This is a genomic window from Allomuricauda sp. ARW1Y1 (assembly GCF_013407935.1).
In the GTDB taxonomy this organism is placed as follows: domain Bacteria; phylum Bacteroidota; class Bacteroidia; order Flavobacteriales; family Flavobacteriaceae; genus Flagellimonas.
Genome location: NZ_JACBZU010000001.1, coordinates 1,025,600 through 1,048,914, shown reverse-complemented (window position 1 = coordinate 1,048,914; position 23,315 = coordinate 1,025,600). Strand labels below are relative to the sequence as shown.

At 45.4% G+C, this 23,315-nt stretch carries 16 protein-coding genes; 6 read left to right on the top strand and 10 right to left on the bottom strand.

Translation table 11 applies throughout. From position 1 onward, the window contains the following. Window positions 1–139: 139 nt before the first annotated feature. Window positions 140–1,384 (top strand): NRAMP family divalent metal transporter, encoded by a 1,245-nt coding sequence (locus GGE08_RS04715; RefSeq protein WP_179383715.1) that lies wholly within the window; start codon window positions 140–142, stop codon window positions 1,382–1,384. Window positions 1,385–1,390: 6 nt separating this feature from the next. On the opposite strand, the gene GGE08_RS04710 is transcribed toward GGE08_RS04715, so the two are convergent. The 7 genes from GGE08_RS04710 to GGE08_RS04680 all read right to left on the bottom strand — a co-directional run bounded on the left by GGE08_RS04710 (window position 1,391) and on the right by GGE08_RS04680 (window position 14,405). Then, the gene (locus GGE08_RS04710) at window positions 1,391–3,337 is read right to left on the bottom strand and encodes an OmpA family protein (protein WP_179383714.1); all 1,947 of its coding nucleotides are present in this window, start codon (window positions 3,335–3,337) and stop codon (window positions 1,391–1,393) included. Between the two features lies 1 nt (window position 3,338). Continuing rightward, entirely contained in the window at window positions 3,339–4,328 is a 990-nt protein-coding gene (locus tag GGE08_RS04705) for a type IX secretion system membrane protein PorP/SprF (protein ID WP_179383713.1), read from the bottom strand. Window position 4,329: 1 nt separating this feature from the next. After that, the gene (locus GGE08_RS04700; protein WP_179383712.1) at window positions 4,330–9,702 is read right to left on the bottom strand and encodes a gliding motility-associated C-terminal domain-containing protein; all 5,373 of its coding nucleotides are present in this window, start codon (window positions 9,700–9,702) and stop codon (window positions 4,330–4,332) included. Between the two features lie 172 nt (window positions 9,703–9,874). Beyond that, window positions 9,875–10,759 carry an ACP S-malonyltransferase gene (gene fabD, locus GGE08_RS04695; protein WP_179383711.1) on the bottom strand — a complete coding sequence of 295 codons (885 nt, stop codon included), beginning with the start codon at window positions 10,757–10,759 and terminating at the stop codon, window positions 9,875–9,877. Between the two features lie 100 nt (window positions 10,760–10,859). Next, window positions 10,860–11,375, bottom strand: coding sequence for a gamma carbonic anhydrase family protein (locus tag GGE08_RS04690; protein WP_179383710.1), 516 nt, complete (start codon window positions 11,373–11,375; stop codon window positions 10,860–10,862). Between the two features lie 82 nt (window positions 11,376–11,457). Beyond that, the gene (locus tag GGE08_RS04685; RefSeq protein ID WP_179383768.1) at window positions 11,458–12,189 is read right to left on the bottom strand and encodes a LytTR family DNA-binding domain-containing protein; all 732 of its coding nucleotides are present in this window, start codon (window positions 12,187–12,189) and stop codon (window positions 11,458–11,460) included. Further along, the gene (locus tag GGE08_RS04680; protein WP_179383709.1) at window positions 12,189–14,405 is read right to left on the bottom strand and encodes a histidine kinase; all 2,217 of its coding nucleotides are present in this window, start codon (window positions 14,403–14,405) and stop codon (window positions 12,189–12,191) included. Before GGE08_RS04680 ends, GGE08_RS04685 begins: the two co-directional genes overlap by 1 nt. Before the next feature lie 197 nt (window positions 14,406–14,602). On the opposite strand from GGE08_RS04680, the gene GGE08_RS04675 reads away from it, so the two are divergent. Then, window positions 14,603–15,775, top strand: a complete 1,173-nt coding sequence (locus GGE08_RS04675) for a vWA domain-containing protein (RefSeq protein WP_179383708.1) — start codon at window positions 14,603–14,605, stop codon at window positions 15,773–15,775. Window positions 15,776–15,890: 115 nt separating this feature from the next. Here GGE08_RS04675 and GGE08_RS04670 read toward each other — a convergent pair whose 3' ends face one another. Next, window positions 15,891–16,886 carry a type IX secretion system membrane protein PorP/SprF gene (locus tag GGE08_RS04670; protein ID WP_179383707.1) on the bottom strand — a complete coding sequence of 332 codons (996 nt, stop codon included), beginning with the start codon at window positions 16,884–16,886 and terminating at the stop codon, window positions 15,891–15,893. 124 nt (window positions 16,887–17,010) lie between these two features. On the opposite strand from GGE08_RS04670, the gene GGE08_RS04665 reads away from it, so the two are divergent. The 4 genes from GGE08_RS04665 to GGE08_RS04650 all read left to right on the top strand — a co-directional run bounded on the left by GGE08_RS04665 (window position 17,011) and on the right by GGE08_RS04650 (window position 21,261). Then, window positions 17,011–17,907 carry a NifU family protein gene (locus GGE08_RS04665; RefSeq protein ID WP_179383706.1) on the top strand — a complete coding sequence of 299 codons (897 nt, stop codon included), beginning with the start codon at window positions 17,011–17,013 and terminating at the stop codon, window positions 17,905–17,907. A gap of 71 nt (window positions 17,908–17,978) precedes the next feature. Beyond that, window positions 17,979–18,179, top strand: a complete 201-nt coding sequence (locus GGE08_RS04660; protein WP_127136558.1) for a dodecin family protein — start codon at window positions 17,979–17,981, stop codon at window positions 18,177–18,179. 66 nt (window positions 18,180–18,245) lie between these two features. Continuing rightward, window positions 18,246–20,345, top strand: a complete 2,100-nt coding sequence (locus GGE08_RS04655) for a thioredoxin domain-containing protein (RefSeq protein ID WP_179383705.1) — start codon at window positions 18,246–18,248, stop codon at window positions 20,343–20,345. Between the two features lie 88 nt (window positions 20,346–20,433). Continuing rightward, window positions 20,434–21,261 (top strand): mechanosensitive ion channel family protein, encoded by an 828-nt coding sequence (locus tag GGE08_RS04650; RefSeq protein ID WP_179383704.1) that lies wholly within the window; start codon window positions 20,434–20,436, stop codon window positions 21,259–21,261. Here GGE08_RS04650 and tsaB read toward each other — a convergent pair. After that, window positions 21,258–21,935: a tRNA (adenosine(37)-N6)-threonylcarbamoyltransferase complex dimerization subunit type 1 TsaB gene (gene tsaB, locus GGE08_RS04645; protein WP_179383703.1), complete on the bottom strand. Its 678-nt coding sequence runs from the start codon at window positions 21,933–21,935 to the stop codon at window positions 21,258–21,260. The two genes, GGE08_RS04650 and tsaB, sit on opposite strands and share 4 nt — an antisense overlap. Window positions 21,936–21,951: 16 nt before the next feature. Next, a complete protein-coding gene (locus tag GGE08_RS04640) occupies window positions 21,952–23,292 on the bottom strand; it encodes a TolC family protein (protein ID WP_179383767.1) in 1,341 nt (446 codons plus the stop codon). Window positions 23,293–23,315: the final 23 nt, after the last annotated feature.

Here is a 23,315-nt window from a genome sequence, read left to right as displayed (position 1 = left end):
GATACTTTTTCTCTACATAAAACAGCAGGCTTTTTTCGAATTTTCCGGTCGGTTCCCTTTGTGGCAATTGATTAAACAACAGAACACTTTCGTAAAAAAAACATATCTTCCAGCTTTGAAAAATTAACCAACAAACTGCATGAAGGCATTGCTCAAAGCACTTGGACCTGGTCTACTGTTCGCCAGTATGGCCATAGGTACTTCCCACTTGGTATTGTCTACAAAAGCCGGCGCACAATACGGATGGGTCATGATCATTCCCATCATCCTGGCTAATTTGCTCAAATACCCTTTTTTTGAGTTTGGTATTCGGTATACCACGGTTACGGAAAAAAGTTTGATCGAGGGCTATGCCAATCTGGGCAAAACCTATTTATGGATCTATGCCTTTGTCACCTTGATTTCCACCTTTACCATTTTGGCAGCACTTTATGTAGTTACTGCTGGGCTATTCATGAACCTTTTCGATGTAACCTCAGTGGGCGCTGGGGCCATTTCGTTGGGACTGTTCGTTTTTATCAGTTTGATTTTGATCATTGGGAAATACCGTTTTCTGGAAAATTCCCTCAAAGCGGTCATTACTATTCTCTTTATTGCCTTGCTGGTCACCACCATCCTAGTTTTGCAAAAGGGCCCGGTCCCGAATAGCGAATCCTATCAACGGCCAGAAATATTCAACGAAGTGGGCATTCTCTTTTTGATCGGGCTTGTGGGATGGATGCCCACAGCCGTGGAAGCTTCGGGCTGGGTGAGCTTATGGGGCATGGAGAACCTAAAAACGATGAAACGAAAGCCATCGCTCAAACTTGCCCTTCAAGAATTTAACGTAGGTTATATCCTGACCGCTGTTTTGGCCGTGTTTTTTATGATCATTGGTTGGATGACCCTTTATGGTACGGGTACGGAATTGAGCAATAACTCTGTAGTGTTTGCCGATCAGTTGGTAAATCTGTTTACCACACACATTGGGAATTGGGCCTACTTCTTTATTGCCGTTGCTGCCTTTGCGACCATGTTCAGCACCTGTATGACGGCGCATGATGCCATTTCCAGAGTTAGTTTGGACGTGCTCCAAAAACTGTATCCCCAAAAAAATATCTATAATGCCAAACACGCGTTTGCCTTGATGGTGCTTGTGATGGCGTGGATCAACTGGATCGTTATTAGCCTGTTCAGTGCCAATATGGGCCAATTGGTCGCCTTGGCCACTTTTGTATCCTTCGTATTTGCGCCATTGCTTGGTTGGATGAACCTAAAAACCGTGACCGGAAAAGATATGCCCATAGCACACAAACCCAAATTGGGACTGCGCGTACTTACCTACTGTGGTATGATTTTCCTATCCCTTTTTGCGCTGTACTATTGCTGGATGCTTTTGATGTAAGCCTGCCTAATCGAACAACACATTATCGTTAAGGACCACGATAAGGGAACGTTGGTTCTTTTTGTGCAGGGATTCCAAACAGAACACACCATTGGTGCAATTGTTCAAAATGTTGTCCTCTCCGTAGCCTATCGAATAGAGAATGGTCGATGCGGGAACTCCCTGTTCCACGAGATATTTTTTGATGTTATCCGAACGTGCCTGGGTCAGTCTAAAATTGGTACTGCTTCCACCACGACTATCCGTATAGGTTTCAATCCGGAGCTGGGCCTCTGGAAAGGCTTCCACAAATTCCACCACTTTATTAAGCTCGTTTTTGATTTCATCCGTCAACTGTGTGGAACTGGTGTTAAAGTAGAAATTGTCCAGTTTCACCACTTTTTGGCCTTCCCGTTCTTCCACCAAATCATCATAAAAGGCAAGGGGAACATCAAAAGTACTGTTGGCCAAAGCATCAAGTTCCTCTTCCCCGAATTTTTTGATATAACGTGAATAGCGTTCCCTGGATGCATCAACAACCAGCTCGCTCTCATAAGGAATTTCCAACCGATATTGCCCTTCTGCATCCGAGGTGGTTGCCGCCAACATTTCCCCGTTCATATCCCATAGACTCACCGAAGCATTGGGAACCACTTGACCTTCTTTGCTGGAACTTACCACCGTACCTTTAAACGTTATGGTCTTCAATCCCGGCTTCTCGTCCACCTTAAAACCATAAATATCATCCTTTCCTTTCCCTCCCGGACGATTGGATGCAAAATAGCCCAAGAGCCCTTCCCCTTCGTTCCGAATGATCATGCCAAAGTCATCAAACTCCGAATTGATGGGCTCTCCCAAATTGATGGGGATACCAAAACCTTCGCCCTCGATATTGGATTTGTAGATGTCCATCCCCCCTAGTCCGTAAAAAACGTCAGAGGCAAAATAAAAGCTGTTCTCAAAAATATAGGGTGCAATCTCGTTGCCGGAAGAGTTGATGCGCGGTCCCAAATTGATGGGTGCCGACATCACCTGTCCGTTGTTCGTATACACAAAATAAATATCGGTTCCTCCGTAACCATCTTCAAAATCCGCCGAAAAGAAGAGTCGGCCACTGGCATCATCATAAAATGGATAATAAAACGAAGTGCTCAGGTCCTTCAGCAGCAATTGGTAGGAGCCTCCAATATTTTGCTTGGCTATGGCCAAGGCATTTTTCCCGTTGGCATCAAAAGCCAGTTCGCCATCCTGTGTATTGGACAATACATAGAACACGCTGTTTAGCTCCGCTGAAAAGGACGGTGTGGCCTCGTGATAGTCGGTTTCTTGCAGCGCTTTAAAAGATTGAACATCGGTGATTTGACCCGTTGGCTGTATCTCGGATTCATAAATGTTGAAATATCCCTCGTTGCCGGGTTCGTAGCGCAATTTTTTGTTGACCTGTCTACCACTGGAAAACAACAGTTTATTCGAAAAGAAACTTGGCGCAAAGTCAGTCTGGGGGCTATTACCGTCCAGATTGAAGATTTCGTAGTCCAATTGGTCTTCGTTGGAACCATTTTGCAGCAGTTGATTGTTGAACTCCATGTTCTCCATCAGCTCTTTGGGGAAAGACGAGGAAATCTGGCTTAAAAAATCCTTGGTTCCATCGGCTTCGGGAGTTTTGGAAAGGCTTTGCAGCATTTTGTTGTAATGATGCGCATCCATCAGCGAATCCTTTTCATAAATGGACTGGTAGGCGTTTGCAGCCTTCTGATAATTGTTCGTTTCAAAATAGGCATCGGCAAGATTGAGAAACTGTTGTTCGGTCAACGTTCCTTCGGATAACTGCTTTTCGTAGGCCGCTACTGCCTTTTGGTACTCGTACTGAAAAAAGAAAACATCGCCCTGGGACTTCTTTTTTTGACCGAAGCTGAAAAGCATGCCCAGTACAAAGGCCCAAAGTGTCAGTCGTATGTTTTTTGCCGCGTTCATGTTAGAAGAATCTAGGGGAATCAATCTGTTTTCCTTTATTTTTTGAGTTCTTGTTTTTTGATTTATTGTTTCCGGAGCCAAAACCGCCCCTTCCAATATAAAATTTTAGAATGGCCTCGTGGGAACCTCCACTGAATTCGCCCAAGCTATTGGTATTGTAGTCGTAGGCATATCCGATAAACATACCATTGGAAATCTGGAAACCGGCCAAACCGCTCACGGCATTGTCAATTCGGTAGGATGCGCCTATGGTCAATGCATCGATAAATTGGAAATTGGCCGATAGGTTTACGGTAACCGGGGAACCTTGGAGGTAATTTACCAAAAATGCTGGTTTAAACTTCGTCTGTTCACCCAATTCGAACACATAGCCTCCAATGGCATTCACCTGCATATTGTCCTCTACGATGGTCGCCACTTCGTTATTGTATAGGGCGTTGGTCAAAAAGTTGGGCACGGACACCCCGAGGTACCAATCCTCTTCATGGTACATAAAAAGTCCAGCACCGACCGTTGGGTAAAAGCTATTGAAAGTCCCTCCCAAAATGGACCCATCGGAAGGGTTTTCAAAAGTTCCTTTGGAATAGTCTATGTTGAGCGAGGAACCTCCAGCGTTCAGCCCGAACGAAAGTTTGGTCTCATCGGACAATTGAATCTGATAGGAATAGGCAATATCAAAAAAAGTCTGGGTCGAAGGTCCTAGCTGATCATTTACGATATTAATGCCCAATCCCATTTTCTCGTTGCTGAAAGGAATATTGGCGCCTCCCCGAATGGTGGTCGGTGCACCGGGAATATCCACCCATTGCGCTCGATAGAGTCCAATGATCTCTGGACTTTCCACGGTACCCACATAGGCTGGGTTAAAACTCCCAATATTGTACATGTATTGGGTATACTGTGGTTCCTTTTGGGCAAAGGTTTGACCCAAGGCCATGAAAAAGGCCACAAAAGCTATGATATATTTTGACAAAGCTGTTGTATCTGGCATTTTAGTTGTCTCTTACAATTTGAATCCATCCTTTCACCACATCGGTACCATCACCATTGAGGTCCAGAATATAGAAATAAGTACCCTTAGGCAACTGTCCGTTCTTACCTGTTCCGTCCCAAGAACTATCGTAACCATCCATTTGGAACACACTGTTGCCGTAGCGATCGAACACTTCGAAGCTATTGTTTGGATAATCTTGATGACGCACCAAGGTCAAGGTATCGTTTACCCCATCACCATTAGGTGAAAAGATATTACAGATGGTTCCCGGGTCCTCGCATTGACTTCGGTTCACCGTTACCAATACAGTGCTCGAATTATTATCGGGGACACCGTCATTAGGGAACGAAGATGCCAATATGGCTGTGTTCTCCAAGTTTCCGGCTTCCACTGTATTAACTGTGATTTCGAGCGTAACCTCCTCCTCTGCGGTTAATTCGTCAATCGTCCATTCGCCCGTATTCTCGTCATAACTTCCTTTGGAAGGTGTACTGGAACGGTATTCGAATCCGGCAACCAAAATATCGTTTACTACAATATCCAACACCCTGTCCATCGTTGTATTCTGAACAGTAATGGTAAAGATTACTTCAGCATTCAGCAATACTTCATTTCTATTGACCTCCTTTGTAATGGCCAAATCGATATCTACTGGGTTACAATCGGGTGTCAAGAAAGGATCACAAGCATCCAAAGGGTCGGTGGCGTTTTCTGGAACGGCCTCGGTGTTCGGGTCATCCACGACCAAAACTTCCTCTCCATCGGTAAGGCCATCGCCATCGGTATCTGGATCATTGGGATTGGTTCCCAGATTAGTTTCTTCACCATCCGTGAGTCCATCGCCATCGGTATCCACGGTACAATCGCTCACCGAAATGGTCACTTGTACCGAAGTAGGCGTACACGGAGCTTCAGCAGTTGTTGTGTATTCAAAAACATAGTTGCCTACGGGTAGCCCCGTAAAATCGACATTGTTTTCGGACCCAATACTGAGCGTGCCGTTGGATGGGTCGGTAACCAAAGCCCATGTTCCCGGGTCGGCTCCCGTCAAGGTGTTGTCCAAATCAATCACATTTGGACCTCCATTTCCAGCTACATTGCACGCAGCTGTATTTGTAGGCGTTCCTGCACTGGGTGAGTCGGTTATGGTAGCCACCACTTCCACACGCTCCGATTCGCAACCATTGGCCCTAGCTGTGACGTAAAAAGAGGTGGTTTCCGATAGTGTATTAGTGGTATAAGTGGCACTGGTTCCTACAATATTGCCACCAGTCGGCGCATCGTACCAGGTATAGGTAATGGTGCTGGCATCAGCAACGGAAGCTGTTGCCGACAATGTCAACTCAGCCGAACCACAACTGGTATCTCCAGAGGTGGTATCGATGGTCGGGGTAAAGTTGCGGACCAAGGTAATGGACAGTACCGGACTACCGCAATCGTTGGTTTCATCATAATAAAAACCATAATATGTTCCAGGCTCCACCACCGTGCTGCTGAGCAAATGGGCAGCTGTTTCCGAAGGAACATCGCTAGTACTCCACGTGAGCTCCGTGCCTGCCGGGGCCGTACCACTGACGTAGGTATCCAAGTCGGTATTGACATCATCACAGAATTCGATGGTGGTATCACTTCCGTTGAACACGGGTGCCGTATCTCCTGCATTGCAGGGAAGGGAGCAATCGATTACTGTGATTGTCAACTCGACGGTATCATTTACGCAAGGCGCTACTGCGGTATTGGTGGTATAAGTAAATACGTAATTACCCAAAGGTTGACCATCAAAATTTATAGTATTATCTGGATTAATGGTGATGGAAGACCCTGTTTGTGAACTGGTCAACGCCCAAGATCCAGAATCCTGTCCTGTAATACGACTATCCAAATCTATGAGCGTACTTCCACCGCTTTCCGTGGTGTTGCACACATTACCTCCCGTGGTGGTACCCGCATTGGGGGCTTCGTTTACGGACAATGTTACCGTAACTGTATTTGGACTGGCACAATCATTCAAACTATCGTAATAAAAACCATAGTAGGTATCCTGATTGACCACTTGTGTACCCGTTATGACACTGGACCCCAAATAATCCCCAGTTTGACCGGAATCGGGATTGGTGCTCCAAACCAACTGGGTTCCAGCTGGTCCAGTTCCATCCACATAATCATCCAAATCTTTGCTAAAATCGCTAAATATATCGACACAGAATTCAGCACCAGAATCATTGAGGATGGGTACCGATGACCCGGCGGCACAAGCATCATCATTATTGATGGTTACCGTAGCCGTGTCCGAGATACCGACAGTCAATGTCGTATTTCCTAAATTGGCCATGGAAACCTGAAGCGTTTCGTTACCTTCAATGAGCGTATCTGGGGTTGGTGTTACTTCAAATGTCTGAATTTCTCCAGCTGTACCAGCAAACGTCAAGGTTTCATTAAGGATTGTATAATCGGAGTTTGCTGTCGTGGCTGTTCCATCGGATGATAATACATCTACCGTAAATCCGCCCGTAACTTCATTGTTTAAGGTGGCAGAAACAGTTATGGGTCCATCATCCTCGTTACCATTTGCATTGGAAATGGTTACTGCTGCGCTATCATCATCAATATTTTCCACAGAAACGGTTTGACTCAGTCCTAAATAAGAAATTGCGCTTCCCAAAGCTACGCTCACATCAACATCATAAGCTTGAATACCGTCCACAATGGCGTCGTCCACACCTGTTACCGTTACGGTTTGTGGTGTATCCCAATTCGCTGTGGTAAATGTTAAGGTAGATGGTGAAACAGTACCCTCCGTAACATCGCTGGATGTAATATTAAAAACCACATTACTGATCAAGGTTCTACGATTAAGCACCACGGTAAAGGTGTCCGTGCTACCATCTTCAGAAGTGGATGTATCCCCATCAGATTCCACAATGGTAAATCCGGCCACATCATCATCCGAGTTTGTTACCGAGACTGTATCGGTTAAATTGTCAAAAGCGTTATCACTAGCGCCATTGTTTACGGTAATGTCAATATCGAAAGTTTGAGCATCATCTATAATAAAATCATCCTCCCCAGTCACCGTTATAATTTGTGGGGTATCCCAATTGGCCGGGGTAAACGTTAGAAGTGAAGGGGAAACGGTAGCCTCGCCAGTGTCCCCGGACACAATATCAAAAACTACATTGGATGTTGGCTGTACATCCAAAACCACAGAAAACGTATCCGTTGCCCCATCTTCCGAGGTGTTAGTAGTCCCGTCTGTCTCCACAATGGTAAAGCTCGCAGAATCGTTGTCGTTGTTGGTAACCGGAACGGTTTCCAAAAGCCCGTCAAAGTCATCGTCGCTAGCACCATCATTCACGGTTACATTCACATCAAAAGACTGGTTCCCGTCAATCACGGCATCATCTACCCCAGTAACGGTAACTTCTTGAGAGCTATCCCAATTCCCTGTGGTAAATGTCAAGGTTATTGGTGAAACCGTGCCTTCAGCAACATTATTAGATGTGATATCCAAAACAACATCCGTTGCAGGTTGGGCATCCAGCACCACATTGAAGGTATCTGTAGTTGCATCTTCAGATGTGATAGTGCTCCCATCAGTTTCTGTAATAGTAATACCTGCTATATCGTTGTCCGTGTTTTGTGCATTTACATCCTGTGAAAGCCCATCAAAATCATCATCACTTGGTGCATCAACCACACTAATAGTGATGGTATACGGTTCACTGCCATCAATAAGATTATCGTCCACTCCAGTAGCCGTAACAATCTGTGGGGTATTCCAATTCGCATTGGTAAAGGTCAACTGGCTTGTATTGACAGTACCCTCGCCCAAATCACTAGAAACGATATTTACCACTACATCACTTGCTGGTTGAGCTCCCAAAGCGACGGTAAAAGTATCCGTTGTTGCGTCTTCTGACGTTATGGTGTTTCCGTCTGTTTCGACAACGATTAGCGAAGCGGTATCGTCGTCCGTAAAAGAACTATTCCCAACAGCAGTGGCTATGACTGCATTGGCACTTGCATTGCTCAAAGTCACGCTTACCGCCTCGTCGGCTTCCACGACCGTGTCGCCCGTAGTGGTGACGCTTACCGTCTGAGACAGGTCCACCGTGCCTGCCAAAAATGTGAGTGTTCCGGTATCGGTGTCCTCATTCCCGCCGCTTATCGTGTAATCGACCGTAATATTGTTGTCGGGGTCCGATTGGTCGATGCTCACCGTAAAGTCTATCTGGCTCGTGCCCGAATCCCCTTCCACTTGCGGGGCAGGGCTGTTGATACTGATGCTCGCCTGGTCGTCGTCCGTGAACGAACTTGTGCCCAATGCCGTGGCTAGGACCGCATTGCCGCTCGCATTGCTCAAAGTCACGCTCACAGCCTCGTCCGATTCCACGACCGTGTCGCCCGTAGTGGTGACGCTTACCATCTGGGACAGTGTCGCCGTGCCCGCCAAAAATGTGAGTGTTCCTGTATCGGTGTCTTCGTTGCCACCGCTGATCGCGTAGTCAACCGTGATGGCGTTGTCAGGGTCCGATTGGTCGATGCTCACCGTAAAGTCTATCTGGCTCGGTCCCGAATTCCCCTCCAGTTGAGCTGCAGGGCTGTCGATGCTGATGCTGGCCTGGTCGTCATCCGTGAACGAACTCGTGCCAACTGCCGTGGCTAGGACCGCATTGCCGCTCGCATTGCTCAAAGTCACGCTCACAGCCTCGTCCGATTCCACGACCGTGTCCCCGTTGGTCGTCACGCTCACGGTCTGGGACAGTGTCGCCGTGCCTGCCAAAAATGTGAGTGTTCCTATATCGGTATCCTCGTTCCCACCGCTTATCGTGTAATCGACCGTAATGTTGTTGTCGGGGTCCGACTGGTCGATGCTCACCGTAAAGTCTATCTGGCTCTGGCCAGAATTCCCTTCCACTTGCGAAGCGGGGCTATCGATGCTGATGCCGGAAAAGTCGTCATTAATGATAGTAACAAGCGCTTCATCCGTAATATCTACAGCTGGCCCAACAGGATTACCCATAGTTATTGTAAGGGTTTCATCGCCCTCAATAGTAGTGTCTGATGTTGGAATTACATCAAAAGTTTGGGTCTCTCCAGCATTTCCATTGAAGCTTATGGTTTGATTTATTATTAAAGTGTAATCACTATCTGCGATAGTTGCGGTTCCATCATTTGTACTTACATCAACATCAAAAGGAACACCACCCGTTCCACCATTAAGAGTTGCTGTCAATGTTATCGCCCCTCCATCTTCTGCTCCGCTAGCATCTTCAATCGTAATTGACTGTCCAAACCCGATACCCGTACCGAGAAGTAAGAAAAAGAAAAATATTAAGCGACCACGACCCATATTGGAGCATGATAGCAATGAGGTTTTTTTAAGCAGCGATTGCATTATGTATTGCGTGCGTTTCAGTTATGTTCTTCTTGCCTGCGTGTAGTTGGTAGTTTGGGTGAATCAATATTACAAAAAAGGCGAGGAACAAGCCTCGCCTATTAGTTTAAATCTCAATTTATTCGGACGAACTGTTTTGCCCTACTTACGAAACCACCGCAGAACTGGTTTCGGCGTCCCTATGGATTTTTTTTACCAAACCTTGCAAAACCTTGCCCGGTCCAACTTCCACAAAGGAAGTGGCACCGTCGTTTACCATTTGTTGTACGCTTTGCGTCCATTTTACGGGGGCCGTTAATTGTAAGATCAAATTCTTTTTGATTTCCTCGGCATCCGACACAGCGGTGGTCGTCACATTTTGATAAATGGGACAGCTTGGCGTCTTAAATTCCGTGGATTCAATGGCAGCTGCCAATTCCTCGCGAGCAGGTTCCATCAACGGTGAGTGGAACGCACCGCCCACGGGCAATAACAGGGCTCTTCGTGCTCCGGCTTCCTTCATTTTCTCGCAGGCTACGTTTACCGCATCCACCTCACCGGAAATTACCAATTGCCCGGGACAGTTATAGTTGGCAGGAACCACGATGCCTTCTACTTCGGCACATATCTTCTCCACTATCTCGTCGTCCAATCCCAAAACCGCAGCCATGGTACTGGGCTGAATTTCACAGGCCTTTTGCATAGCAAGGGCACGTTGGGACACCAGTTTAAGGCCGTCTTCGAAATTCAAGGTGCCATTGGCCACCAATGCGGAAAATTCGCCCAAAGAGTGTCCGGCCACCATGTCAGGTTGAAAGGAATCACCCAATACCTTGCTCAAAATCACAGAGTGCAAAAAAATGGCAGGTTGCGTTACCTTGGTCTGTTTCAGGTCTTCATCGGTACCCTCGAACATGATATCGGTAATGGAAAAGCCCAAGATTTCATTGGCCCTTTCAAACAATTCCTGTGCTTGGGAGTGATTTTCGTAGAGGTCCAAGCCCATTCCGACGAATTGTGCTCCCTGTCCGGGAAAAATATATGCGTTCATAGTTATCTAGTTTTTTGAGTGGGACAAAAATAGGGAATATTCTTTGATGCTTCTTTGCGAAGAGACCATGGTTTGTTCCCTCCCAAATCCAAGTTGACCATCAATCTTCCTTGAACCAACTGGAATATTTCACATAATTATTGGCAATCCTATCTATTTCGCCTTTGGACAGTTCTGGACTGATATCCTTTAGTTTCCTTGCGGGCATCCCGGCATAAATACTTCCCGCTTCCACATGGGTCCCTTGGGTAACCACCGCTCCAGCGGCGATGATGGAATTGCTTTCCACCACACAATCGTCCATAATAATGCTTCCCATGCCCACCAGAACATTATCCTTTATAGTGCAGCCATGCACAATGGCATTGTGGCCTATGGAAACATTGTTCCCGATGGTGGTCGGGGATTTTTCGTAAGTGCAATGGATTACCGCACCATCCTGCACATTGACCTTGTTTCCCATTTTGATAAAGTGGACATCGCCACGCACCACGGCGTTGAACCAAACACTGCATTGGTCGCCCATACTCACTTCGCCTACAATGACAGCATTTTCGGCAATAAAACAGTCTTTTCCTATCTGTGGGGATTTTCCCCTCACGGGTTTGATGATCATTGATTATAAATTTTACTCTTTAACAAAGAAACGCATCTCGACTGCGCCTGTCTGCCGACAAAGGCAGGCTCGATGTGACAATTTATTGAAAATACGATAATAAATCGGCCTTTTTGGATGCCGATACCGAAAGTTCCTTGCCATTGCTTAGGACTACACTCCCACCCTTTCCCTTCTTGTATTTGACTACCTCGGAAACATTCACCAAATAGGATTTATGGATACGGGCAAAGGAATAGGATTGTAGGGCATCCTCAAAATACTTCAAAGTCTTGCTCACTACAATTTTCTTCTTTTCCAGATAAATCTCTGTGTAGTTGTCGTCTGCCTTACAAAAATAGATATCGGATACTTCCAGTACTTGAAAACCATCTTGTTGCGGCAAGGTGATTTTCCCTTCCGCCCTAACCGATCTAGCTTGAAGAACCTGTCCTTCCAGTGCATTTTCCTTTTCCTTGATGGCCCTTACATAGTCAACCGCCTTGATCAACTCATCAATATTGATGGGTTTCATCAAATAATAGGCAGCATGGTGGTTCAGGGCATCCATGGCGTATTGGTTGTAGGCAGTCACAAAAACCGTTTCAAAGCTACGTTCGGGAAGTTGGTCCAACAGGTCAAAGGCATTGCCAAAAGGCATTTCCACATCCAAAAACACCAAATCGGGCCGGTGTTTTTTGATTTGGGCCAAACCTTCTTCAATAGTAGCTCCTTCACCTAGCAGGGTCACATTTTCGCAATACTTGGCCAAATAGCTCCGAAGGATTTCCCTGCTATTGGCCTCATCTTCCACAATTACCGCTTTTAGTTCCATCATTGTTTTTTGAGTTTTAGCGATACCCTCGTGCCTGTTTGGTCCTTGTACAGATCGGAAATGGAGACCTCAACACGGTTTTTGTACATATCGTTCAAGATCTGGATTCTTTTTTTGATGTTCCCCATTCCCTTTGAATTCTGCTTTTTTTGATTGCTGGTCTTTAGTTCGGCGGATTTTTTTCTGCCGATACCATCATCCTCGATACAGATTTCGAGCATATCCGAGGTGACCTGTTTCACCTTTATTGTAAGGGACCCTTTTTCTTCCTTATAGCGTAATCCATGCCAAATGGCATTCTCGATGTAGGGTTGCAACAACATCGGCGGAATTTGAAAAGCATCCACATCCACTTCCTTATCCACTTCAATGTCATAATCGAACTTATCGGCAAATCTGGAGTGCTCCAACTTCACGTACAAACGCAACAATTCCAATTCCTTGGACAAGGGAATAAAATCCTCTTCGGAATTTTCTAGCACGCTGCGCATCAACACGGAGAATTCGCTTAAAAAGCGATTGGCACTGCGCTCATCGCTTTTGGCAATGTACGTATTGACCGAATTCAGCGCATTGAAAATAAAATGGGGGTTCATCTGTGTCCGGAGCGATTTGAGTGCCAACAGATTGTTGGCCAGTTTTTGCTGCCGATTGCTTCGGTAATATAAAAATGCCGTAAGCGCCATTAAGGCGATACCAAAGATCAAGGAATAAATGATCCACTTTTGTCGCTTGCTGGTCTCCTCGTACAACTGTTGCTCCGTTACGGCGAGACTGTATTTGCTCTGGCTGAGTTCACGCTCCTGTTCCAAACTGCTGATACGGTTCTGGGTATTGGCGATCTCCCGATTGAAACGGGCCGCCCTTGATATTTCCTGTTCCTTGCGCACGTAGAGGCTATCCACCACCGCCACATAATCTTGATACGACTCCAGCGCCTTGGTGTAATCGCCCTTATATTTATATACCTCGGACAGTTTTCGTGTAGCATCCTTTTGCACGACCAAATCATCGTCCCTGTCAGCTTCCACAATACTTTTCTCCAGATAGGGAATGGCCTCGTCCAATTTATCCTGAGCGATGTAAGCATTGGCAATTTTGTAGTTGATGCGCTGCGAAGTAATGGTATCCCTAGTGCTGATGGCCTGACCAGCAGAGGCCACACTGGACCTTGGCATTTGTTTGAGCTCGTCCAGATTACGTTTTCGGATTTGTATTTCGTCGGCATACCGACTTTTTTGATTATAGAAATCGGCCACTTTTTCGCTTTCTTGTACAAATCGTTCCGGTGCCATCTTCTTGGACAGGTCCAATGAATTTTGATAAAAGCCTTCGGCCTCCAAGGTCCTATCTTCCACCGCAAAGGCATCCGCTAATTTGGAATTAAGGTCAATCTCCTTTGGAGAGATCTGATTTTTTTCGGCAATGAGCAGCCCTTGTCGATAATACTCCTGTGCCAATTTTAGATTTCCCAATTCCTTTTGAGCATCGCCTAAGGTCTCAAAAAGTTCTATCCTCTGGTAAGGCACCATATTTTTCATCTCCACCAAAGGTTCCAAAATGGAAACCGCACTTTCAAAATTGCCATTGAGCACATAGGCTTTGCCCAACAATATTTTGGTTCGGTTGGATTCCTGGGCCTCCAAGGCATCCTTAAAATTGGTAATGGCCAAATCATATTGTTCGTGAAACATATAAATCTCGCCCAATGTCCGAAGAGAGGAAGAAAATTCCTTTCTGTTTCCCATGCTTCCCAGAGGTTCCATGGAACGGGCAATAAAATCGATGCTTTTTTCCAAATCGGTTCTCTTGTAGGCTTCCGCAGAATCTAGAAACCGTTGATGGTCCGCAAGGTTGGTTCGGGAACTGACTGTTTCACGTTTTTGACGGGCTTGTCCCAGGGCCCCACCATATCCTTCGACCAATATATCTACGTCTTCGCCAGATTTGATTCTATAGCGCACCGTTTCAAGTTCGGAACCTTCTACAATAAGCATATCCCCCACAGAGGCCCTGATGCTAAACTCCCCTAACCCATTGGTCGTGGTGTAAGCTCCCTTGTCCGTAGAAACCTGAACCCCTTGGATGGGGACACGATTTTCCATTCCCTTTACAGTACCCTTAATGAGCAGCTGACCTTGGGTATTGTTCGCCTGTGACCAAGCCGAAAGGGCTGTCATCAATACCAAAATGGATATGTAAATTCTTCGAAGCATAACTAAGGTAAACATACTGCTTCCCAAGCACTTTAAAAAATGTGTTACTTCTGATTTTGATCTAAAAAGAGCCGAATTCTACCTACTTACGAAACCACTGGTCCCGTTCCCTCAATTAAAGGGGACCTTCGCTCATTCCCGATTTTATTTGGAAAATGATACGGATACATTTACCCCAACATTAAAATTATTGCATCATGAAACATATTAAACAGTTTGTAAGCTCAGCCTTTTTAGTATTCTTGACAGGAACAACTTATGGTTGTAACCTAAAGGCACATACCCAAGAAACCACTACTTTGAACACTAGGTATGCGGAAGCACAACCCAAGGAACAATACGTTAAAATCGCACTTTTGCTGGATACCAGTAACAGTATGGACGGACTAATTAACCAAGCAAAGGCCCAACTGTGGGACATTGTGAACGAATTCACCCATGCCAAATGCGGCAATGATCTGCGGCCATCGTTACAAATTGCATTGTATGAGTATGGCAACGACAATCTTTCTTCCCAAGAAGGCTACATTAGGCAGGTTCTAGGGTTTAGCAAGGATTTGGACGAAATCTCCGAAAAGCTCTTCTCACTGACCACAAACGGCGGGGAAGAATATTGCGGGCAAGTTATCCATACGTCGCTAAAGCAATTGGATTGGGGCAAAAATGCCGATGACCTTAAAATGGTCTTTATTGCAGGCAATGAGCCTTTTACCCAAGGAAAACTCAACTTTGAGGATGCGGCCGCCAATGCCAAGGAAAAGGATGTTATCGTGAACACCATTTTTTGCGGTAATTACGAGCAGGGCATTTCCACCATGTGGAAACAAGGAGCTACCCTAACCGGTGGGGAATACATGGCCATAGACCATAATCGCCAAGTGGTGCATATCGCAACGCCATACGATGATGTGATCATCCGATTGAACTCTAAACTGAACAATACCTATGTTTCCTACGGAGCCATGGGCAGGCAGAAAAAAGAGCTTCAATCCGTGCAGGATGCCAATGCCGCCGCCTTGGAAGAAGTCGTAGTGGTAAAACGCGCGGTGAGCAAGAGTTCCCGATTGTACAAAAACTCACAATGGGACTTGGTAGATGCTGCCGAAGCGGATGCGACCGTTATTTCGGAACTGGAGGATGAGGAGCTTCCAGCAGAACTTCAAGGAAAATCCGAAAAGGAGATCAAGGCTTACATCGATCAAAAGAAAGCGGAACGGCAGGACATCCAAAAACAAATCCAGGAACTCAATGCCAAACGCGAAGCGTATATCGCCGAACATCAAAAAGAAGAGACGGGAGAATTGGAAAATGCCATGCTATCTGCCATTAAGGCCCAAGCTTCCAAGAAAAATTATAGGTGGGAAAATTAGGAGCAACCCTCATATCAAAATTTTGAAATCAAGCCTGCCTTTGTCGGCAGACAGGCGCAGTCGAGTGCCTATGCAGTTCTCGGCTGTGCTTTTACTGATTTTAAACGATAACTCTCTAATTATTGGCTGCAGGGCAATAGCAATCGTAACGCTTGCCTTGATCGCTCTGGCCAAAATCGTACCCCAAGGTAATTTGATGGAACCCGCCATTATCAAATCGGATATCACCCGACTGGTACGAATAGTTGTAAGAAAACATAAATCGGTTCACATTGACACCGATAATCGGTGTGAACAACTGTAAGCGCTGTTCTCCGAACGTGCCGTTGGTCTGGAATTGGGCACCATCAAAACTGCGACGGTACGATAGCCCTGCCCATACGGTACCAAAGCTCACATCCCGGTACACCTTGGCATTGAAATCCACCGTTTTTTCACGGGTGAATTCAGTCATCTGAAACAATATGGAAGGTTCTATTCGGGTCGTATTCCCAAAAACATAGCCCACGGAGAATAGATAGCGTCGCAAATTATCGAACTCGGCCAAGGTATATAAGTCGCGTCCACTGCCCAAAACGTTCAAAATTGCGGCGTGGGCGTAAAACTCAAATAAATTATAGGAAACCCCAAGGTCCATGTTAAAGTAACTGGCCGTATTCTTCACCCCGGTCACCACTGGATCAGGGATTACCGATCTAAACTCGGTCTCGTCCAGACTGCTTAATATCACGCCAGCACTCAAACCAAAAGACAACTGGTTGAGCGTACGAAAATCACCTCCAAGCTGCAAATGATGCGCATAGGTGGCCTTGAACCCCGTTTGGGAGTGGTAACCGTTGGAATCATTAAATAGAATGCCCCCAATACCACTGCGCTCCCCTACCCTCGAATTGATGTTTAACGTTTGTAAGCTCGGTGCCTCATCTACATTGAACCATTGCTTCCTTGCCGTAAGACGAATCTTGGTACCCTCGGCAATACCGGCCATTGAAGGATACACCAGATAATAATTGTCCGATAAATAGTCGAAATATACCGGAATTCCCTCCTGTGCCTTTATGGTAGACCCAAAACAAAGGATGATTATAATTGAGGTTAAGATACGTCTCATGTGACGACTGGGGCTAATAGTTGTTGAATACAATAAAACAATAAGATAACGGAAAGCACCGTACATTATTATAATATTTTGCTGCGCATTCCAACTATTGGTATTTTTGCATAAAAGATAACAGATGAAAGAGTACAATATTACGGTTGTCCCTACCAACAACCCCAAGATCATCAAAATGGAAGCCAACCATTTTTTGGTGAAGGGCAACTACGAATATAAGAACATCGATGAGGCCAAAGATTCGCCTTTGGCACAGCAACTTTTCTATCTACCATTCGTCAAAACCGTTTACATAGCCAGCAATTTTGTGGCCTTGGAACGTTTTGATATTGTGGAGTGGGATGATGTTAAGGACGAAGTGGCCCAACAGCTGGTGGAATACCTTAATGCGGGGGAACCCATTGTAAATGAGGTGGATGTAAAGAAAAAACAACCCATCACAGTGTATGCCGAAGTTACGCCAAACCCGGCGGTGATGAAATTCGTTTCCAACAAGCGTATTGTTCCCTCAACCTACGAATTCAAAAATATTGATGAGGCCAAGGACTCTCCGTTGGCCAAAGAGCTTTTCCATCTGCCCTTTGTGAAGGAGGTATTTATGGACGAAAACTATGTCTCCATCACCAAATATGAAGTGGCCGATTGGGAAGAAATCAATATGCAGTTGCGTGAGTTCATCCGTGATTACTTGGCGGATGGCAAGGAAGTAGTGACGGCCGAAGCCATTCAAAAAAGCAGGGAAACGGTAGAACAAAAGAACACCCAGACCCAGTATGATGATACCTCACAGCAGATCATTGATATTTTGGAAGAATATGTAAAGCCTGCCGTGGCCAGCGATGGCGGAAACATCCTTTTCCAATCCTACGAGGAGCAAAGTGGAACGGTCAGCGTTATCCTTCAGGGGGCGTGCAGTGGTTGTCCATCTTCCACCTTCACCCTTAAAAACGGTATCGAAACCATGCTAAAGAACATGATGGGCGAAAAAATCAAGGAAGTCGTTGCCTTAAACGGGTAATTTCCCGCGATTACTGCCGTAGTCCGTTCAATTTTTCCTATCTTAAAGGGAATCTAAAAATTACATTGACCATGGCAGTTTTAAAAGTTATCGAAGTATTGGCCAATTCCAGCAAAAGCTGGGAAGATGCAACCAATAAAGCGTTGGAGCAGGCCTCAAAATCAGTCAAAAACATCCGTTCCATTTACATTAATGAGCAAAGCGCTACAGTAAAGGATGGAAAGATTGACGACTACAGGGTGAACGTTAAAATCACCTTTGAAGTTCAATAATTGCATTGAAGCAAGAAAAATGCGTCCTCAGTGGCGCATTTTTTTATGCGCAAAAATGCCCAAATGATGAAAAAAGTACTTTTCTTCATAGTCCTTGTAACTGCAGCACTGAGCTGCAAACAAAAACCGGAAGAAGTGAGCCACAAACATACCAATGCCCTCATCCATGAGACCAGTCCCTATTTGCTGCAACATGCGCACAATCCCGTCAACTGGGAAGCATGGCACCCAGATGTTCTGAACAGGGCCCAAGAAGAAGATAAATTATTGCTGATCAGTATTGGCTACGCGGCCTGCCACTGGTGCCATGTGATGGAAAAGGAATGTTTTGAGGACGAGGAAGTGGCCAAGGTGATGAACGAGCACTTCATCAATATCAAGATAGATCGCGAAGAACGCCCGGATGTAGACCAAATTTACATGGATGCCATACAGATGATATCAGGTCAGGGCGGATGGCCGCTCAATATTGTCGCGCTTCCCGATGGAAGGCCATTTTGGGGCGCCACCTATGTACCCAAAGAGAATTGGATAAAATCCCTGGAGCAGTTGGCGGAACTTTACAGAACGGATAAACCCAGAATAACCGGATATGCGGCCGACCTTGCCAATGGCCTGAATGCCATTAACCTAGTGGAAACGGATACGGATAGTGAACAGTATTCCCAAGAACAGTTGGATGCTGCGGTGCAACATTGGACCCAGTATTTTGACACTTTTTTAGGCGGACATAAACGTGCCCCCAAATTTATGATGCCCAATAATTGGGACTTTTTATTGCACTATGCCACCACTGCGCAAAAACCGGAAATTATGGACTTTGTGGACACCACCCTGACGCGGATGGCCTATGGCGGCATTTATGACCATGTGGGCGGTGGTTTTTCCCGATACGCCGTGGATGTAAAGTGGCACGTACCCCATTTTGAAAAAATGCTGTACGACAACGGCCAACTAGTAAGCTTGTATGCCAAAGCCTACGCCACCAACCAAAACCCATTGTACAAGGATGTGGTGACCGGTACCTTGGAATTTGTGCAAGAGGAGCTTTTGGACAATAGCGGTGGATTTTATTCTTCCTTGGACGCAGACAGCCTCGATGAACATGGCAATCTGGAGGAAGGCGCCTATTATGTTTGGACCGAAGCCGAACTCACCAAACTTTTGGGCAAGAATTATGACCTCTTCAAGGCATATTTCAACATCAATTCCTACGGGCATTGGGAAGCGGACAACTATGTTTTGATACGGGACAAAAGTGATATTGAAATTGCGGAGCAATTCAATATTAATATATCTGAATTAAAGACAACCATTAAAAAGAGTCTTTCGGTTTTAAAAAAGGAGAGGGAAAAACGCTCAAAACCCCGCCTAGACGATAAAATCCTGACCTCATGGAACGGATTAATGCTGAAAGGACTGGTAGATGCTTATCGTTATTTGGGGGAAGAGGCCTATTTGGACCTTGCCCTAAAAAATGCAGCTTTCATTGAGCGGGAAATGATCAGGGACAACCATTCACTTTTCAGGAACCACAAAGCAGGAAAAAGTAGCATCAACGCCTTTTTGGATGATTACGCCACGGTAATCGACGCCTATGTGGCCTTGTACGAGGTCACTTTTGACGAACACTGGCTTGGTTTGGCCAAACAATTGCTCGACTATACCAAGGAACACTTTTTTGACAAAACTTCGGGCATGTTCTTTTATACTTCTGACGAAGACCAATCCCTTATCCGAAGGACCATCGAAGTGGACGACAATGTGATATCCTCGTCCAACTCCATGATGGCCATCAATCTGTTCAAACTTCACAAACTCTACCCTGATGAAGGCTACGGCAGCTTATCCGAACAAATGCTGAAAAACGTTCAAAAGGACTTTGACCGCAGGGCCCAAAGCTTTTCGAATTGGTTGCATTTGGTGCTATACCAGAATCATAATTTCTACGAAATTGCAGTAATTGGTGAAGACTACAGGACCATGGGAAGTGAACTTGCCCAAACCTATGTGCCCCAAAGTATTTTGGTGGGCAGCCAAAGCCAAGGGAATCTGGAATTGTTGAAAAACAGGGAAGTACCTGGTAAAACACTCATTTATGTCTGTATCGAAGGAGCCTGTAAACTCCCCGTAGATAGTGCAGGTGAGGCTTTGGAGCAATTATAAAAGGGGCTTAACATTAACAATTGTTTAAAAACCTTTTCTTTTATTTCACTTGAATATTAATTACGTTGCCATTTAAACAAAAACCATTATGGAAGAACTAGAAAATTACCAAGATTACATTGATCAGGCCATGGAATGGGCCATAAGCATTTTACCGAGCCTCATTACGGCCATCATCACCTTTTTTATTGGTCTTTGGGTCATCAAATTTTTCAATCGGATGGTCCGCCGCTTTTTCGCGAAAAAGGATTACGATGAAACCTTGGAGTCTTTCTTACAAAGCTTTATCAGCATTGTTCTAAAGGCATTGCTCTTTGTCCTGGTCATTACCCAACTGGGCGTTAAAACCTCATCCTTGGTCGCTATCGTTGGTGCAGCAGGTTTGGCCATTGGTTTGGCCCTTCAAGGCTCTTTGGCCAATTTTGCGGGAGGAGTGCTCATACTCATCTTTAAACCATTTAAAGTAGGTGATTGGATTTCTGCCCAAGGTGTGGACGGATCGGTAAAGGAAATTTCCATTTTCAATACCAAATTGAGCACCTTCGGCAACCAGATTGCCATCATTCCAAACGGACAGCTTTCCAACGGAAACATTGTGAACTACAATATGGAAGATACCCGCAGGGACAAAATTGACGTGGGTATTGGTTACGGGTCCAACATCAAGGAAGCCAAGGAAATATTATTGAAAATCTGTGCGGACAACCCGAACATCAATACCGAGCCAGCACCGGAAGTTTACGTGGGTGCATTGGCCGATAGTTCGGTAAACCTAACGCTACGTTTTTGGGCCAACAACGATGTATTCTGGCCAGCACATTTTGATGTGATCGAACAAACAAAACTGCGCTTTGATGCAGCAGGAATCGAAATTCCATTCCCGCAACGGGTGATGCACAAAGCTATGGAGGATTAACCTTTCTTCTTTTGCTGAAGTACAAAGTCCTTGAGATAGTATGGCTCAAAATAGGCCACATCCTCAAATTGTTGCGACTTGAACTTCTCGAAAGCAATAGTGGCCATCTCCTTTGCAGATGGTACCACATCAGGATTAAAGATAAAATTGGGGTGTTGCAAGACACCCCTACATTTTTCCGCCCCACTTCCCACGATATGGACCTTGTTTTCGCTGACATAATCGGCGAATGAAGCTTCATCGATAATCTCTGCACGGGTTTCCCGCACTTCATGGTAACGATGGTCATACACACAGGAATACACTTCCATTCGCCTGGCATCCAGCACAGGAATCAACAATTCACCCGGATTCAGATCTACTTGACGGGCCATGTTTTGTAGGGTCGGTGTCGAAATCAGGGGAACATCCAAAGAAAAACAAAGGCCTTTGGCCGCGGATACTCCAATGCGCAATCCGGTATAGGAACCCGGTCCCTTGCTTACCGCTACGGCATCAAGGTCCGTAAATGACAAAGAAGCCTCTTTCAAGGCTTCTTTTATGAATACGTGCAATTGCTCTGAATGTGAATAGTTCACCGCGTTTTTCTCTTTTAGGACGACAACTTGGTCATCCTTGGAAATGCCTACGGAGCAATTGGTGGTCGCTGTTTCTAAATGTAATAGTATGGCCATAGCGGCCACAAAGATACTAGTTTAATGAGATTGGCATACCAAAGTAGAACTCCAATATCTTCAAGCGGAAGATATAATCATACTTGGTACGGATCACATTGGCGCGCGCATCGTCCAATCGGGCTTGTGCCTGACCAAAGTCAAAAGCGTTCAAAAGTCCAACATCGAATCGGTCCTTGGAATATTGATACGCCACTTCACGCGCCTCAAGGGTCTTTTGGGCTGCCTCATAGGCTTTTGAAAATGTCCTTACATCCACATACGCTTGATTGATGGCGGTTTCCAGTTCCAATTTTGTGGATTCCATTTGCAGTTGGGCTCGGTCCAAATCGATTTTAGCACGTTTCACGTTGTTCCGTGTGCTCCATCCATTAAAAATGGGTACGTTCAACTGTGCACCATACGAAATACCATCGTTGATCCATAACTGATCAATAAATCCAATGAACTCCCCTGTTAGAGGATCCCTGTTTTGATCGGAATACCTTGTATTGTAGTTAAAGAACGCACCAATCGTTGGATAGTAAGCCCCTTTCGCAATTTGTACATCCTTCTCCGCAACCTCAATGTTTGCCTCCGCCAATTTGATGTCATTTCTGAATTCAAGGGCTTTTGCAAAGATGGATTTTGGGGAATTGGACAAAATATCGGAAGGTGGGACTTCAAAAGACTCATCGGCCACATCGAAGTTATCATAGTCGGTAATCTGCAGTAGCTGTGCCAAATTGATCCTGGAGATAGTCACCAAGGCCTCATTATTGATTACCTGCTGTTCTTGGCTCGCTGCGGTTGCTTCGATTTCCAACAAATCTCCCCTCGGCACCACTCCAGATTCCACCAACTCCTTGGTTCGATTCATATCCTGCTCGGTAACCTTAAGTTGTGCTTCCGAAACTTTAAGGGCCTCCTTATTGCTAATAACCTGTAAATAGGCGTTTGCCACGTTCAATCGAATATCGTCCTTAAGGTCGTCCAAACGATATTGATTGGATATCGCATTCAACTTGGCACGATTTAAACGGTTGATGTTTCGCAAACCGTCAAAAAGTGTGACAGATGAAGTTATATTGGCCGATGAGGAAAGAATGGTCCCCGTTACCAACTGGTTGGTCGTAGGATCAAGAATAAGACCCGTGTTTCCAGAAATGTTGGTATTGGCGTTTAAATCGGGCAATAAATTTCCCAATGCATCGGATTTGTCGATTTTCGCATTTTCCAAGTCCAGCTCAAACTGCTCAATGGTGAGGTTGTTCTCAACAGCATAGGTGACACATTCTTCCAATGTCCATTTCTTGACCTGTGCGCTTACGGAAAAAACGGCACAAAAAAATAGTAGTATTGAAATTTTTGATTTCATTCGTTTTTTGATTTTGCTCATTA

What these genes read in the sequence shown, in the direction of transcription:
- GGE08_RS04715 (WP_179383715.1), top strand. Translation starts at nt 140, where the DNA reads ATGAAGGCATTGCTCAAAGCACTTGGACCTGGTCTACTGTTCGCCAGT.
- GGE08_RS04710 (WP_179383714.1), bottom strand. Translation starts at nt 3,337, where the DNA reads ATGAACGCGGCAAAAAACATACGACTGACACTTTGGGCCTTTGTACTG.
- GGE08_RS04705 (WP_179383713.1), bottom strand. Translation starts at nt 4,328, where the DNA reads ATGCCAGATACAACAGCTTTGTCAAAATATATCATAGCTTTTGTGGCC.
- fabD (WP_179383711.1), bottom strand. Translation starts at nt 10,759, where the DNA reads ATGAACGCATATATTTTTCCCGGACAGGGAGCACAATTCGTCGGAATG.
- GGE08_RS04690 (WP_179383710.1), bottom strand. Translation starts at nt 11,375, where the DNA reads ATGATCATCAAACCCGTGAGGGGAAAATCCCCACAGATAGGAAAAGAC.
- GGE08_RS04685 (WP_179383768.1), bottom strand. Translation starts at nt 12,189, where the DNA reads ATGGAACTAAAAGCGGTAATTGTGGAAGATGAGGCCAATAGCAGGGAA.
- GGE08_RS04680 (WP_179383709.1), bottom strand. Translation starts at nt 14,405, where the DNA reads ATGCTTCGAAGAATTTACATATCCATTTTGGTATTGATGACAGCCCTT.
- GGE08_RS04675 (WP_179383708.1), top strand. Translation starts at nt 14,603, where the DNA reads ATGAAACATATTAAACAGTTTGTAAGCTCAGCCTTTTTAGTATTCTTG.
- GGE08_RS04670 (WP_179383707.1), bottom strand. Translation starts at nt 16,886, where the DNA reads ATGAGACGTATCTTAACCTCAATTATAATCATCCTTTGTTTTGGGTCT.
- GGE08_RS04665 (WP_179383706.1), top strand. Translation starts at nt 17,011, where the DNA reads ATGAAAGAGTACAATATTACGGTTGTCCCTACCAACAACCCCAAGATC.
- GGE08_RS04660 (WP_127136558.1), top strand. Translation starts at nt 17,979, where the DNA reads ATGGCAGTTTTAAAAGTTATCGAAGTATTGGCCAATTCCAGCAAAAGC.
- GGE08_RS04655 (WP_179383705.1), top strand. Translation starts at nt 18,246, where the DNA reads ATGAAAAAAGTACTTTTCTTCATAGTCCTTGTAACTGCAGCACTGAGC.
- GGE08_RS04650 (WP_179383704.1), top strand. Translation starts at nt 20,434, where the DNA reads ATGGAAGAACTAGAAAATTACCAAGATTACATTGATCAGGCCATGGAA.
- tsaB (WP_179383703.1), bottom strand. Translation starts at nt 21,935, where the DNA reads ATGGCCATACTATTACATTTAGAAACAGCGACCACCAATTGCTCCGTA.
- GGE08_RS04640 (WP_179383767.1), bottom strand. Translation starts at nt 23,292, where the DNA reads ATGAAATCAAAAATTTCAATACTACTATTTTTTTGTGCCGTTTTTTCC.